At 48.6% G+C, this 14951-nt stretch carries 13 protein-coding genes; all 13 read right to left on the minus strand.

The features are described 5' to 3' along the window. Window position 1: 1 nt before the first annotated feature. Window positions 2-256, minus strand: a complete 255-nt coding sequence (gene rpmA, locus A1sIIA65_RS04630; protein WP_095676404.1) for a 50S ribosomal protein L27 — start codon at window positions 254-256, stop codon at window positions 2-4. Window positions 257-275: 19 nt separating this feature from the next. After that, the gene (gene rplU / locus A1sIIA65_RS04635) at window positions 276-590 is read right to left on the minus strand and encodes a 50S ribosomal protein L21 (RefSeq protein ID WP_095676405.1); all 315 of its coding nucleotides are present in this window, start codon (window positions 588-590) and stop codon (window positions 276-278) included. Window positions 591-717: 127 nt separating this feature from the next. Further along, window positions 718-2859, minus strand: coding sequence for an Rne/Rng family ribonuclease (locus tag A1sIIA65_RS04640; protein ID WP_095676406.1), 2142 nt, complete (start codon window positions 2857-2859; stop codon window positions 718-720). 189 nt (window positions 2860-3048) lie between these two features. Beyond that, window positions 3049-4209, minus strand: coding sequence for a rod shape-determining protein RodA (gene rodA, locus A1sIIA65_RS04645; protein WP_095676407.1), 1161 nt, complete (start codon window positions 4207-4209; stop codon window positions 3049-3051). Next, the gene (mrdA, locus tag A1sIIA65_RS04650; protein WP_095676408.1) at window positions 4206-6362 is read right to left on the minus strand and encodes a penicillin-binding protein 2; all 2157 of its coding nucleotides are present in this window, start codon (window positions 6360-6362) and stop codon (window positions 4206-4208) included. The genes rodA and mrdA overlap by 4 nt, the downstream gene beginning before the upstream one ends. Then, window positions 6359-6880, minus strand: coding sequence for a rod shape-determining protein MreD (gene mreD / locus A1sIIA65_RS04655; protein ID WP_095676409.1), 522 nt, complete (start codon window positions 6878-6880; stop codon window positions 6359-6361). The genes mrdA and mreD overlap by 4 nt, the downstream gene beginning before the upstream one ends. A gap of 2 nt (window positions 6881-6882) precedes the next feature. After that, complete coding sequence (gene mreC, locus A1sIIA65_RS04660; RefSeq protein WP_095676410.1) at window positions 6883-7827, minus strand: rod shape-determining protein MreC; 945 nt, start codon at window positions 7825-7827, stop codon at window positions 6883-6885. Window positions 7828-7837: 10 nt separating this feature from the next. Then, on the minus strand, window positions 7838-8869 hold the full coding sequence (locus tag A1sIIA65_RS04665) for a rod shape-determining protein (protein ID WP_095676411.1): 1032 nt from the start codon (window positions 8867-8869) through the stop codon (window positions 7838-7840). Next, a complete protein-coding gene (ndk, locus tag A1sIIA65_RS04670; protein ID WP_095676412.1) occupies window positions 8870-9292 on the minus strand; it encodes a nucleoside-diphosphate kinase in 423 nt (140 codons plus the stop codon). 12 nt (window positions 9293-9304) lie between these two features. Beyond that, window positions 9305-9640 (minus strand): DUF4233 domain-containing protein, encoded by a 336-nt coding sequence (locus A1sIIA65_RS04675; protein WP_095676413.1) that lies wholly within the window; start codon window positions 9638-9640, stop codon window positions 9305-9307. After that, the gene (locus A1sIIA65_RS04680) at window positions 9640-10998 is read right to left on the minus strand and encodes a bifunctional folylpolyglutamate synthase/dihydrofolate synthase (protein WP_095676414.1); all 1359 of its coding nucleotides are present in this window, start codon (window positions 10996-10998) and stop codon (window positions 9640-9642) included. The genes A1sIIA65_RS04675 and A1sIIA65_RS04680 overlap by 1 nt, the downstream gene beginning before the upstream one ends. Further along, window positions 10999-13578, minus strand: coding sequence for a valine--tRNA ligase (locus A1sIIA65_RS04685; protein WP_095676415.1), 2580 nt, complete (start codon window positions 13576-13578; stop codon window positions 10999-11001). It lies immediately after the preceding gene. 22 nt (window positions 13579-13600) lie between these two features. Then, window positions 13601-14899 carry an ATP-dependent Clp protease ATP-binding subunit ClpX gene (clpX, locus tag A1sIIA65_RS04690; protein WP_095676416.1) on the minus strand — a complete coding sequence of 433 codons (1299 nt, stop codon included), beginning with the start codon at window positions 14897-14899 and terminating at the stop codon, window positions 13601-13603. Between the last annotated feature and the right edge of the window lie 52 nt (window positions 14900-14951).

Genomic DNA, 14951 nt, shown 5'->3' on the forward strand with positions numbered 1-14951 from the left:
ATTAAGCTGCAGGGACTACATTCACTACGCGACGATCGCGAGCGCGACCGAATTCAACTACTCCTGCTGCAAGAGCGAAGAGTGTGTCATCTTTACCGCGTCCAACGTTCTTGCCTGGGTGGAAGTGTGTTCCACGCTGACGAACGAGAATCTCTCCTGCATTTACTTCTTGGCCACCAAAACGCTTAATACCGAGGTACTGTGGATTTGAATCGCGACCGTTACGTGTTGAGGAAACACCCTTTTTACTTGCCATTTGTTTGCTCCCTTAACCCTTACTTAGCACCGCTGATTGCGGTGATCTTTACTCGTGTGTGCTGTGCACGGAAACCTTGACGACGGCGATGGCCTGTCTTGTTCTTGTAACGAAGGATGTCGATCTTTGGACCCTTTACTTCGTCGATAACTTCTCCAGTTACCTTGATGCTTGAGAGAACCTTGAGGTCAGTTGTGACGTTTGCGCCATCAACGACGAGCAGAGCTGGGAATGAAACTGATGCGCCAACTGCAGCGTCGATGCGATCGACGGTGATGGTCTCGCCAACAGTTACCTTCTCCTGGCGGCCGCCAGCTTTAACGATTGCGTACATTCTTTATTGCCTCAGTTCTTCTTCATTAGTCATCAAGCTCGATTCACGCATAAGGCGTGCTCGGGCAGAGGCTAAGGGTACGGATTTCGCACCCTCGGGGTCAAATTGGCCGATTTGGCCTAATTATTTAGGCGGTAATAACCCCAGAGCTTGCTGCCCTGCGGCGGCGCTTTCCCTTGGGGGCGGCAACCTTCTCTTCGGTGACTTCCACCTCAAGACGATCTTCATTGAGAGTCTCGTGGAATTCATGGTCGGTAGCGCTGTCTTCATCAACATCTGGGTGATGTGCGCTCTGTGAATTTACCTGAGGCATTGGAGCTTTCATCTTCACAGGATCCATATGAATATGAATTCCGCGTCCATTACATGAATCACATGTTGTAGAGAATGCTTCGATTAGTCCCTGTCCAACGCGCTTACGTGTCATCTGAACAAGTCCAAGGGAGGTTACTTCTGCAACCTGGTGCTTGGTGCGATCGCGACCAAGGCTTTCAACCAAACGGCGCAATACAGCATCACGATTAGATTCAAGAACCATATCGATAAAGTCGATAACAACGATTCCGCCTAAGTCGCGAAGACGTAGTTGGCGGGCAATTTCTTCGGCTGCTTCCAGGTTGTTCTTGGTAACAGTCTCTTCCAGGTTTCCACCCTTACCGATGAACTTACCGGTGTTCACATCGATAACAACCATCGCTTCAGTGCGATCGATTACAAGGGAGCCACCAGATGGTAGATAGACCTTGCGATCAAATGCCTTAGCAAGCTGTTCTTCAACGCGGTAGTCAGCGAACAAGTCACCGCTACCTGAATACTTTTCAATCTTAGTGACGAGCTCAGGTGCGATAGAGCCAAGGTATGAACTGATTTCATCCCATGCTTCATTGCCTTGAATGATGAGCTTGCGGAAATCTTCATTGAAGATATCGCGGATGACGCGCACAGCAAGATCTGGCTCTGAGAGCAGAAGCGCTGGTGCATGGAAGTTTGGATTTGTTGACTTCTGATAGATATCTTCCCATTGCGCTTTCAGGCGCTCGACATCTGCTGTCAGCTCTGCCTCTGAAACTCCTTCAGCTGCTGTGCGCACGATGACGCCAGCATCTTCTGGAATAAGAGTCTTGAGAATTGCTTTCAGGCGCGTGCGCTCTGATTCAGGAAGTCGCTTGGAGATACCGCTCATTCCGCCGCCAGGAACATAGACAACATAACGTCCTGGAAGTGAGATTTGGCTAGTGAGGCGTGCGCCCTTTTGCCCAATCGGATCTTTCGTAACCTGAACAAGAACAGGCTGACCTGTCTTTAATACCATTTCAATTTTGCGTGGCTGTGATTCAGAGATACCTGCTGCATCCCAATTGACTTCACCAGCATAAAGAACCGCATTACGGCCCTTACCAATATCAACGAATGCAGCTTCCATCGAAGGAAGAACGTTCTGAACGCGACCTAGATAGACGTTACCGACATATGAAACGTTGGCATTACGGTTGACGTAGTGCTCAACCATCACATTATCTTCAATCACAGCAATCTGAATACGGTCTCCGACTTGGCGGACAACCATCTCGCGATCAACATTCTCGCGACGAGCTAAGAACTCACCATCTGTAATAATTGTTCCACGGCGGCGATATGGCTCACGGTATTCGCGTGAATCACTTCGACCACGATCGCGATCACGACGATTACGTGTTCCACGCTCTGTCTTATCGCGTGCTGGGCGCTCTGTCTTTTCACGGACTTCGCGGACCTTAACAACTGTTACTACGCCATCTTCATCAATGACTTCACCTGGTGTGACGCCATCTCCTGTTGCACGACGGCGACGACGGCGACGATGTGTTGTGCCATCAGCACTTTCTGCTGACTCATCAGATGAATCATCTGACTCATTCTCTGAATTCTCTTGTCCTTCTGCACCTTCACCATTGGGCTTACGGCGACCGCGTCCACCACGACGGCGACGGCGATTACGCCCACCGCGACCTTCAGAATCATCTGATTCACTAGCCGGCGCAGAAGATTCTTCTACCTCTTCAGACTTTGCTGACTTTGCAGCTTTCTTTGCGCGCTTAGGCGCAACTGCATCAGTCGGAGCTGCTTGAAAGATCGGAACGGGAATTGCTGCAGTCTTCTTTGCGCGCTTGGGCGCATCAGTTACTTCTGCAGCACTCTCTGCTGGCTCAGTAACCTTCTCTGAGCTCAGTGATTTCTTACTTGACTTCTTAACCGCGCGCTTACGCGGTGATTTTGGCTCAATAGCCATGGCACCAAATCCTTTAGCGCGTATCTCCAGATTGCTGGTGATACGCATTCTCGTGGCCCGAAATGAGTTTTCACTTCGAACAAAACCTTTGTGTAGTCCGCCGCAGGCGCGATAAGGATCGCTGGCCGCGCTGAACTGTTGACCTAATTATGGCAGAGAGTTGAGCCAAAAACCTATTTTGAGCGTGGTTTAGCTGCGATGACTTGCGTGAACATTCTGCAAGAGGCCAAAGCCGATGAGGTTGGCAAACATGCTCGATCCACCGTATGACATAAATGGCAGAGGAACCCCTGTCATCGGCATCAACCCCAAGGTCATTCCGATATTTTCAAATATTTGAAAAGCGAACCATGCAATAACACCGGTGCAGACAAGCATCCCGTAGGGGTCCGTCGATCGCCGCGCAATTGCAAATGCTCGCATCAAAATAAGAAAGAGGAGGAAGATGATGAGCCCACTACCTAAGAATCCAAGTTCTTCACCTGCAACGGTAAAGATAAAGTCAGTCTGCTGTTCAGGAACAAAGCGACCATTGGTCTGGGGACCATTAAAGAGACCTGTTCCAATGAGCCCACCAGAGCCCACAGTGATGCGCGCCTGCCTGAGTTGATAGCCAGCACCTTGTGAATCTGCATTGGGATCGACAAATGATTGAAGTCGCTTTACCTGGTAATCACTAATCACTCCGGCCTTGACTGCAACAAATCCACCGACGAGGGCTAGAAGAATCAATCCAACAACCCAGCGTGTGGGAGCACCCGATACTGCAAGCATGGTGACAACGGATGCGCTAATGATTAGGACTGTTCCCATATCAGGTTGAGCAAGGATGAGAAGAATGGGAATAGCTGCAACACCGAGAGCCTTTAATACATCTTGATGCGAAGGTGCATCATTGTTGTGTGTGCGCTCAGATAAGAGCATTGCAATGCCGATGATGATAGAAATCTTTGCGATCTCCGCTGGTTGAATCTGCAAACCTGCTGGCAAACGAATCCATGCCTTTGCGCCATTTACTTCACTACCCACTCCTGGAATGAGAACAAAGAGAAGTCCGAAGACACCTAGCCCCCAGATATATGGCGTGTATGCACGTAGTAGTCGGTAATCGATAATTGTCGTTCCCCACGCAAGTGCAAGACCGATGACAATATTGATGACATGGCGCTTGAGGTAATATTGGGGATCTAAGCCATTTGATGCATACCAATCACGAGTTGCTGCATAGACAAGCAACGTTCCAATAACTAAAAGCGCAGCGACTGCGCCCGTTAATACCGGATCAAAGCCAGAGAGAACTGAGCTTCTGCGCGCTCGACGATAAGGGCTGCGATTGAGGAATGTACTCATCGTTTCACCTTCGCCTTCGCAGTGGGTGTTGGGCTAGCAAGAACTTTTGGTTTCCCGGGATTTAATATAGATGGCTTTGGTTTTGTCGCAGGTGAAATGCGAGGCAACGTGGTCGGTGGCTTTCCATTGGGAAAGAGTGCAAGCTCTGGCTTAACCGTAGAACCTTGAGCACCAAAGATTGCTTCATAAATCTGTCGAACACCCACACCAGATGTGCCAGCACCGTAACCACCTTGGCTGACCATCATGACAACGGCGTAACGAGGATTTTTTGCAGGAGCAAATGATGCATACCAAGATGTATCAGATTTAGCACTGCCATTTGGGTTTCGACCAAAGACCTGAGCAGTTCCTGTCTTACCTGATGTTGCAACAGGGAAACCCGCAAATGCTCCCGCTGCTGTACCCGAGATTGCTACTTCACGTAGAGCATCATGTAAGAAGTCAATAGTTGCCTGGTCTTCACCGAGCTCACCGAGTTTTTCAGGTTGGAAAGTACGAAGCACTGTTCCATCGGTCTTCACAATTGCCTTAGCAACTGTTGGCTTCCAGATAGTTCCACCGTTAGCGACGGCTGCATACATCTGTGCAAGTTTGAGAGGAGTTACCACAGTATCTCCTTGGCCAATAGAGAAGTTCACAGCATCGCCTGCGCGAATCTTGTCGCCATCAAGACAGTTCTCGCGTGCTAACTGAAGTAAGAATGCTGTTTGCTGTGATTTAGTAGAACGCTCTTTGTAGTTGCAGTAGAAATCCTTATTCTGGCTATACCAAGCCTTGCGCCATTCACGATTTGCCAGGCGCCCTGAGGATTCAGAAGGTAGATCCACACCAGTCTTTTTACCCATTTGGAACTTCTCAGCAGCCTTGAAGAAGTAATCATTTGGGTTTGATTTAGGCCTCAAACCACCATCACGCAACCATTCGTCATATGCGATGCGATACCAAATAGTGTCGCAGGAGACAGCGATAGCTTTCTTCATGGAGAGAGTTCCCTGAGCTTTACTCTCAAAGTTCTGGAATGCGCGAGTACCTACCTGTACCTCAGAAGGACAGGCATAGGAAGCGCTCAAGCTATATCCAGCATCTTTTGCCGCAATCACTGAGACTGCCTTAAATGTTGAACCGAGTGCATAGAGGCCTTGCAGTGCGCGATTGAGTGCAGGAACCCCCGTCTTCTCGCTATAGAGATCTTCCGCCTCTTGAACTGTTAATCCTGTTTCAAAGGCGTTGGGATCAAATGTTGGATAGGAAGCAAGAGAGAGAACTTGTCCATTGCGAACATCGAGAACAACAGCTGCTCCCCCGTCAGCACGGAAACCAGATCCGCGTGCGCGCTTTACCGCAGCCGCAAGTGCTGCCTCTGTTGCGGCTTGCAGTCGAATATCTAGACTTGTCACGAGATGGTTTCCAGCAACTGGCTTTGTATTCTTACTTGTCGTCGTTACAGCTTCTTTTCTGTCAACGATAAATGTCTTAATTCCTGGATTTCCTCTCAAATATTCGTCATAGACGATTTCAAGTCCAGCTTTTCCAATAGATTCAGATCGAAAGTATGAGCGACCATTTGCTCCAGCAAGATCGGATTCAGTTAGCGGTCCGACATAACCGAGTACATGTCCCCCGTTAAGTCCAAGGGTTGTCGGGTAACTTCTAATGGCAAGTGGCGTGGCTGAAATTCCAGGATATCTATCTGAGCGCTCCACAATACGAAGTGCAATCTGAGGATCAGCAGTATTGGTAATTGGTATTGGTTGGAACCTGGAACCTGTCCAGCATCCAGCTTTCTTGCCCTTAGGAAGTTCGCCACATAAACGTGTGCGCTGCCAGACATCATCAAAGTTAAGACCTAAAAGAGTGACAAGGTCTTTCACAACAGCAACACCCTTTTCAGGCAACTTATCAATCTTGGTGCGATCAACAGTGACTGCAAGGCCCACTCTATTGAGCGCCATCGGAACACCAGATGAGTCAACGATAAAGCCACGGTTTGCAGGTGTCACCACATCGCGGCTTTGAATACTGAGCGCTGCATCACGATAGATAGGACCTGCAGCTACCTGGAGATAGAAGAGGCGACCAAAGAGGGCGAGCATGAGGGATGCGATGAAGATTTGAATAACAAGAAGGCTGAGCCGAGAGCGTTGATTCATAGCTGAGAACGCATTCCAAAAATATTTGCGTGGAAGAAAGAGATGACTTTAAGGATGAGTGGGGAAATTATCGCTGTCCAGAATGCAGAACCGGCAAGAAGGAAGGCAATGTTTGAGACGCTTCCCACCTGTTGCCCCAGCATCATTCCAAGGAGTAGAAAAACTGTTTGCGCCGCAATGACGCCAATGGTGACGAGAAAAATGATGTTGATGGGATTGCCGCGAATATTGTCATCACCATAGCCAAGAAATGCGATTGCATAGCAGGCGATGATTAGTACCAGAGTCCAGTGCCCCATAGGTCCAGGAGAGGTTTGTGAAACATCCATCATCAGCCCTGCACCAAAACCAGTGAGTGCACCTATCTCAGGTGTGCTCAGTGCAGCCCAGATGAGTGCAACAACAAGAAGCAAGTTAATGCCGCCTGCTGGCAATCGCATCTGCGTCACAACAGCTTCTTGTAGTAAGAAGACAGTAAAGAAGATAGGAAAGGAGTAGAAGAATCTGCGCAGTGACATCGTTATTTCGTAGCTGTAGGTGTCGGTGTTGGCTCAACTGCACCAGGTGTTGCATAGATAGTGACAGTCGGAAGAGGGGTAGGGCGAGGCTTAGGTGGCACAAGTGAATCGCGAGGGTCGGCAGAAGATCCTGAAACGACTACTGCAACCACACCGAGTGTTGAGAAATTGGTATAGAACTTCACATCAGCAGTTTGTGTCACAGCACCTGGTGAATTATCGACCGAAGTGACTTCACCGATAGGAACACCTGGAACAAATGGACGACCGTTCTGACTTCCGCGCGCTAAGAGCGCATCACCTTTACGCACCTGTGTCGTGTTATCAAGGAGCTGCAGAACTCCCTTACGTGTGCCCTGACCACTGAGAATTCCAATTTGCTGTGTGCCTGCAATACGAGCACCAATTTTAAATGCAGGATCTGATGCCAATTGCACGAGCGCACTATCTCTATATGCATACTTCACAACGCCCACTAGTCCATAACCAGAAAGAACGGTCATATTGGCACGAACACCTGATGAAGTTCCTGCATCGATTGTGATGGTCTGCGTGAAAGATGTAGTTGAACCTTGTGAGATTACCTTTGCATTGACCACTTCATATCCAGCAGTTCCTGCCAAATTCAGAACACCTTTGAGTTGCTTGAGTTGTGCATCTGCAGTTTTACGATTTTGTAGCGTGAGTCGCAGCTTCTCATTCTCTGCAGTGAGCTTCTCCATCTTATTACGTGTGCGACCAAGGTGGGTCACATCAGAGAGGAAGTTGCGAAATGGAGATACGAGCCATGATCCAGCTTTTTGCACTGGAGTAAGAGCAGTCTGTGTTCCTGTGCGCAGTCCATCGATGACTTGAACGCCTCGAAGATCTAAGGTGATCAGAAATAAAGAGGTGACAAGAAGAACGATGATAAGTAAGCGACCGCGGTTGTCGCCGCCGTAGCGCACTTGGGATTACCTATCGACGAGGCTCGGAGATCAAAACCTTTTCAAGGGCTTCGAACTCTTCAATGCACTTACCTGAACCTTCGACAACTGCATCGAGTGGACGGTCTGCAATATGGATTGGCATTCCTGTCTCTTTACGAAGACGCTCATCAAGACCCTTAAGGAGTGCTCCTCCACCTGTCAGAACAATGCCGCGATCCATAAGATCAGATGCAAGTTCTGGTGGACACTTATCAAGAGTTGCTTTCACAGCATTAATAATCTGATTGACAGGCTCTTCAAGTGCCTTACGAATTTCGGCAGCTGTCACAACGATGGTCTTAGGAAGACCTGTTGCTAGATCTCGACCACGAATTTCAGCATCATTCTCACCCTGAAGTGGGTATGCAGAACCGATAGCCATCTTGATCTCTTCTGCTGTGCGCTCACCCAAAAGCAGTGAATATTCGCGCTTAGTCCAGCTAATAATCGACTGATCGAGCTCATCGCCACCAATACGGATAGAAAGGGCTGTAACAATTCCACCGAGTGAAATAACAGCAACTTCTGTTGTTCCGCCACCAATATCAACAACCATATTTCCTGTTGGTTCGTGGATGGGAAGACCTGCACCGATTGCTGCAGCCATTGGCTCTTCAATGATGTAGACCTTACGTGCGCCAGCTGCGTAACCAGCATCCTTCACAGCGCGCTGTTCAACGCCTGTAATACCTGATGGAACACAGACGACGATACGTGGCTTTGCCAAGTAGCTACGACGGTGAACTTTCTGAATAAAGTAACGAAGCATGCGCTCTGTTGTGTCGAAGTCTGCAATAACGCCATCTTTGAGTGGACGAATAGCAACGATGTTGCCTGGAGTACGACCAATCATCTTCTTTGCTTCAAGACCAACAGCGAGGATGCCACCAGTATCTTGATTAATGGCAACTACAGATGGCTCATTAAGGACAATGCCACGACCGCGAACATAGACGAGCGTGTTAGCAGTACCTAGGTCAACTGCCATATCGCGGCCGATGAATGACATTCTGTTAGACATTTATTTCCCCTCGAAGAAGATAGCTATTTCACGAGCTGCAGATTCTGGTGAATCTGATCCGTGAACAATATTTTGAACAACTTTTGTGCCTTGATCGCGAGCAAGATCTCCGCGAATCGTTCCAGGAGCTGCAACCGTTGGATCCGTTACTCCTGCAAGGGAGCGAAAACCTTCAATCACGCGATTGCCTTCGGCAACGAGTGCAACAATCGGACCTGACATCATGAACTCAACAAGTGGTTCAAAAAATGGCTTGCCCTGATGTTCTGCATAATGCTTTTCAAGAAGTGCGCGATCTGCTTGCAACATACGTAATGAAACAATCGAATAGCCCTTAGCTTCAATACGAGCAATTACTTCGCCTACTAAACCGCGCGCAACGCCATCGGGCTTAACGAGGACGAGTGTCTTTTCTATGCTCACCGGTGCAGTCTATTAGGGGTTGGGAGTACGGGAAGCCATGAGTTTTGCCCTGATGGCCTCACCCCTGCGCCCCACCACAATGGCTGCAATCCAGAGTCCGGCGAAAATCAGCCCCACGATGGCCATGGAAGGCACGACGACGGCATAGCCAATCATCAGAAATTGCAGAATAGATCCAAGAATCCACCCTGTGCGCTTCTTGAGAAGTCCTGGGGTGAGAAGCATGAGAATTGCAATGACCGCTCCGGCGATGATTGAGGATGGCTCTTGGTTATCTTTTGCAAGCAACATGGCAAAGCCCATGATGAAGAACTCCATCACAAGAACTGCAGAACCTAAAACGCGCATTACTTCTCTTCCTTTGCAAACTTCTTGCGAACGATAGCGCGAGCTTCGCCGACTGTCACCACAGAACCTGTGATGAGGATTCCAATCGTGTCTTCACTCAATGGGCGGATGCAATCCTTAACAGCCTTATCGATGGCTTCTGTAACAGTTGGGACTGCAAAGACGCGATCGCTGCCAAAAATCTCTGCCGCCATCTTCTCTAATTCACTGACCTTCATCGAACGAGATGATGAGTTGGCGGTGACAATGACCGAATCCATCACCTGCTCAAGTTCAAGCAAAATCCCGCGCGCATCCTTATCCCCCATAGGGGCAAAGATTCCCATGACCTCATCGAAGGTGAATTCACTCTGAATGGTGTCTGCAATAGCAGATGCACCATGTGGGTTATGGGCAGCATCCACAATGATTGTTGGGTCGCGATGGAGAACCTCGCAGCGACCAGGGGATTTCACATTGGCAAAACCTGCTCGCACGGCCTCAATATCGAGATCTTGATCTCCAAAGAAGACTTCCACGGCAACCAGAGCTGCAGCTGCATTCGATGCTTGATGCTTTCCATGAAGTGGAATGAAGATATCTGTGTAAACCTCCTTGGTGCCTTGGATAGCCAGTAACTGTCCACCGACTGCAATAGAGCGAGTGAGAACTGAGTATTCAACTCCTTCACGCGCAACATCAGCGCCCACAAGTGCTGCCTGCTTAAGAAGTTCGACTGCGCACTCTGGCTCTTGCTGAGCAAGAACCACATAACCGCCTTCTTTAATGATTCCAGCCTTTGTCTGCGCAATCTCTGTAAGGGTTTCACCTAAATACTCAGTGTGATCAAGGCCGATAGGCATAATCACTGAGACATCAGCTTTGACAACATTGGTTGCATCCCATTGGCCTCCCATACCGACTTCAATCACACCAACATCGATGGGATGCTCGGCAAAGGCTGCAAAGGCAAGTGCGGTAATTGCTTCAAAGAAAGAGATGGGATGTTCAAACTTTTCATCCATCAGATCGAGATAGGCAGAGATATCGTTGAAGGAGAAGATGAGATCTTTTGCAGCAATTGGCTCACCGTTGATTGCAATGCGCTCGAGATAGCTTTCAAGGTGAGGGCTGGTAAAGCGTCCTGTGCGAAGTCCCATCTCAAAGAGAAGTGAATCAATCATCCGTGAAGTTGTTGTCTTACCGTTTGTTCCACCGATGTGAATTGTGGGATAGCTCAGTTGAGGTGAGCCCAACATATCCACCAGCGCTGCAATACGTTCCAGTGTTGGTTCGATACGAGTCTCGGGCCATCGCGCAAGCAGCGCTTGCTCAATGGCATCGATACGTGATTGATCTTCAGGTGAGGTATGTGTCATTTACTTCAACGCTGCAAGTTGTGCGGTGATGCGTTCGATATCTGCAGATGTTGCAGCCATACGCTCTCTAATCTCGGCAACAACACTTTCAGGCGCCTTTGCCATAAAGCCTTCGTTATTTAACTTCACGTCAGCAGTCTTCATATCCTTCTGCGCTGTGACCAAATCTTTCTCAAGACGAGCACGCTCTGCAACAACATCTACTGTGCCAGAGAGATCAAGTTCAACCTTCATGGAACCAATTTCAACAGATGCACTCGGTGTGAACTCTGTGAGCTCAAGTCTTAAGAGAAATGCCATGGCACTTGCATAGGCGGTCACATCTGCAGGAGCGATGAAGCGACCTGGAATCTTCTGTGATGGCTTCACGCCTTGATCATTTCGAAAGCGTCGAACTTCAGTAATGATTTTCTGGAGTTCACCAACGAGTGCTTCTGACTTCTTATTGATGTGAGAGCTATCAGCAACTGGCCACTTGGCTGTTACGAGGGTTTCTCCCCCAGTCAGCGTTGTCCAGAGAGTCTCTGTAATAAATGGCATGACTGGGTGAAGCAGGCGGAAGAGTGTGTCGAGAACATGGCCGAGAACTCGCTGTGATGCGCCAGCGTTACCTGAAGCAAATGCTTCTTTTGAAAGCTCGAGATACCAATCGCAGAGGTCATCCCATGCAAAGTGATAAATAGCATCGCACGCACGAGCAAACTCATAACTTTCCATGAGAGCAGTGAATTCAGTTGTGGTCTCAGATAGGCGTGAGAGAACCCACTTATCAATATCTGAAAGGGTTTCTGTTGCAGGTAGTGGTCCTTCAACTGTTGCACCATTCATCATCGCAAAGCGCGTTGCATTCCAGAGCTTTGTCGCAAAGTTGCGTGAACCTGCAATCCAATCTTCAGCTAGCGCCTGATCTTTACCTGGATTAGAACCGCGAGCTAGAGTGAAGCGAAGAGCATCTGCGCCATATTTATCAATGAATTCAAGTGGGTCAACCACGTTACCGCGAGATTTTGACATCTTCTTACCGAATTGATCGCGCACAAGTCCGTGCAGAACGATGGTGTGGAAAGGTGGAACGCCATCCATGGCAAAGAGACCAAAGAGCATCATGCGAGCAACCCAGAAGAACAAGATGTCATAGCCAGTAACTAGAACACTTGTTGGGTAGAACTTCTTCACATCAGCTGTGTTATTCGGCCAACCAAGAGTGGAGAAGGGCCAGAGCGCAGATGAGAACCATGTATCGAGAACATCAGGATCTTGTGTGTAACCAGCAGGCGCACTTTCGCCAGGACCCACGACGATTACTTCATCATTTGGTCCGTACCAAACAGGAATACGGTGACCCCACCACAACTGACGAGAAATACACCAGTCGTGCATGTTATCTACCCATTCAAAGTAACGCGGTGCAAGTTCTGCTGGTTCAATCTTTACGCGACCATCGCGAACAGCATCTCCTGCTGCCTTGGCAAGAGGCGCAACTTTGACGAACCACTGCTTAGATAAACGTGGTTCAACTGTTGTATCGCACCGTGAACAGTGACCGACTGCGTGAATGTATGGGCGCTTTTCAGCAACGATGCGCCCCATCTCTTTGAGCTTTGCAACAACTGCCACACGAGCATCAAAGCGATCCATGCCATCGAATTCTGTGCCAGTGCCATCCATGATGCCGTGCTCATTCATAATCACAACAAAAGGAACGTTATGGCGCATCGCCATCTCAAAGTCGTTCGGATCATGGGCTGCAGTGACCTTTACGGCGCCCGTTCCAAAATCAGGGTCTACTAATTCATCAGCGATGATAGGAATCATGCGGTTCACAAGAGGCAAGAGAACTTCTGTGCCCACCATGTGCTTGTAACGAGGGTCATCAGGGTGAACAGCAACTGCTCCATCACCCATCATGGTCTCAGCACGAGTTGTTGCAACAACGATGCTCTGCTCGCCTTCGCCATAGCGAACCTGAACGAATTCACCTTCATCATCTTGATGCTCTACTTCAATATCTGACAGAGCGGTAAGGCAACGTGGGCACCAGTTGATGATGCGCTCTGCGCGATAGATGAGCCCTTGATCAAAGAGTTTCTTAAAGATTGTCAGCACAGCTTGTGAAAGATTCTCATCCATCGTAAATGCTTCGCGAGACCAGTCAACAGAATCTCCAAGACGGCGCATCTGTCCAAGAATCTGTCCGCCAGATTCTGATTTCCACTCCCAGACTTTCTTGACGAAATCTTCGCGACCTAAATCATGGCGTGAGAGTCCCTGCGTTGCTAATTGTTTTTCAACAACGTTCTGGGTTGCAATACCTGCATGGTCCATGCCCGGAAGCCAGAGAGCTTCAAACCCTTGCATGCGCTTCATGCGCGTTAAACAATCTTGCAGAGTCTGATCCAGTGCGTGACCGATATGAAGGTTGCCCGTTACATTCGGTGGAGGAATAACAATGGTGAATGGTTCTTTAGAAGAGTTGGCATCTGCCGTGAAATAACCAGCTTCGATCCACTTGGTATAGAGAGGGCCTTCGATATCGCCAGGAAGAAATGACGACGCGAGTTCGCGCTTTTCGGAGGACATAGAGCGCAGTCTAGTTCACGCCTTAAGCGCTTTTTTCCTCATTTGGCTTCTCGCGACGTGATGTGCGCTTTGGAATATCGCCTGTGCGAGGAAGTAATGTAGGAGCTGCATTGGAATCGATGCATGCCTTCTCAATGATTACCTTTGCAATATCTGCGCGGCTTGGCACGTCATACATCACGCCAAGGAGAGCAGATTCCATGATCGCGCGAAGTCCACGTGCGCCAGTGCCGCGATTGAGTGCAAGGTCTGCAATGGCATCAAGGGCATCAGCTGTGAATTCAAGCTCGACATCATCGAGATCAAAGAGCTTCTGATACTGCTTCACAAGTGCGTTCTTTGGCTCAGTAAGGATCTGCATCAGTGCAGGCTTATCAAGATTTTCAACGCTAGTCAGAACTGGAAGACGGCCGATAAATTCAGGAATCATTCCAAACTTCAATAAATCTTCCGGCATGACATCGGCAAAGATGTCGCGACGGTTCTTCTCTTCTGCGCTCTGAAGTTCCGCACCAAAGCCAACACCTGATGACCCACTGCGAGCTTCAATAATCTTTTCAAGGCCTGAGAATGCTCCACCAACGATAAAGAGAACATTGGTTGTATCAATCTGGATAAATTCTTGGTGTGGGTGCTTACGGCCACCCTGTGGTGGAACAGATGCAACTGTTCCTTCTAGAATCTTAAGAAGAGCTTGCTGAACACCTTCACCCGAAACATCGCGAGTGATTGATGGATTCTCAGCCTTACGTGCCACCTTATCGATTTCATCGATATAGATAATTCCTGTTTCAGCCTTCTTCACATCGTAATCTGCAGCTTGTAATAGCTTGAGAAGAATATTCTCAACATCTTCACCGACATAGCCTGCCTCAGTCAGCGCTGTTGCATCTGCAATTGCAAAGGGAACATTGAGCATACGTGCAAGAGTTTGGGCCATCAGCGTCTTACCGCAACCTGTTGGACCCAAGAGAAGAATGTTTGACTTCGCTAGTTCAATTCCATCTTCATTACGGGAATCACCTGATTGCACGCGCTTGTAGTGGTTATAGACAGCAACAGAGAGAGACTTCTTTGCTCGATCTTGTCCAATGACATATTGATCGAGGAATTCAAAGATTGCCTGTGGCTTAGGAAGTTCACTTAGGCCAAGAGATGATGCCTCAGAGAGCTCTTCAACGATGATCTCATTACAGAGTTCAATACATTCATCGCAGATATAAACGCCAGGTCCGGCAATGAGTTTCTTAACCTGCTTCTGAGTCTTTCCGCAGAAAGAACATTTGAGCAGGTCGTTAGCTTCACCGATACGAGTTGACATGGGATAAGAATAGTTTTTAAGCCTAATTTATGTGGGCTAAATCAGGCAGAAC

The organism is Candidatus Planktophila dulcis (assembly GCF_002288225.1).
GTDB lineage: Bacteria > Actinomycetota > Actinomycetes > Nanopelagicales > Nanopelagicaceae > Planktophila > Planktophila dulcis.

Bases quoted from the DNA above. Each gene is read 5' to 3' on its own strand.
- rpmA (WP_095676404.1), bottom strand. From the start codon at position 256: ATGGCAAGTAAAAAGGGTGTTTCCTCAACACGTAACGGTCGCGATTCA.
- A1sIIA65_RS04680 (WP_095676414.1), bottom strand. From the start codon at position 10,998: ATGACACATACCTCACCTGAAGATCAATCACGTATCGATGCCATTGAG.
- A1sIIA65_RS04675 (WP_095676413.1), bottom strand. From the start codon at position 9,640: ATGCGCGTTTTAGGTTCTGCAGTTCTTGTGATGGAGTTCTTCATCATG.
- mreD (WP_095676409.1), bottom strand. From the start codon at position 6,880: ATGTCACTGCGCAGATTCTTCTACTCCTTTCCTATCTTCTTTACTGTC.
- A1sIIA65_RS04640 (WP_095676406.1), bottom strand. From the start codon at position 2,859: ATGGCTATTGAGCCAAAATCACCGCGTAAGCGCGCGGTTAAGAAGTCA.
- A1sIIA65_RS04665 (WP_095676411.1), bottom strand. From the start codon at position 8,869: ATGTCTAACAGAATGTCATTCATCGGCCGCGATATGGCAGTTGACCTA.
- rplU (WP_095676405.1), bottom strand. From the start codon at position 590: ATGTACGCAATCGTTAAAGCTGGCGGCCGCCAGGAGAAGGTAACTGTT.
- mrdA (WP_095676408.1), bottom strand. From the start codon at position 6,362: ATGAATCAACGCTCTCGGCTCAGCCTTCTTGTTATTCAAATCTTCATC.
- A1sIIA65_RS04685 (WP_095676415.1), bottom strand. From the start codon at position 13,578: ATGTCCTCCGAAAAGCGCGAACTCGCGTCGTCATTTCTTCCTGGCGAT.
- clpX (WP_095676416.1), bottom strand. From the start codon at position 14,899: ATGTCAACTCGTATCGGTGAAGCTAACGACCTGCTCAAATGTTCTTTC.
- rodA (WP_095676407.1), bottom strand. From the start codon at position 4,209: ATGAGTACATTCCTCAATCGCAGCCCTTATCGTCGAGCGCGCAGAAGC.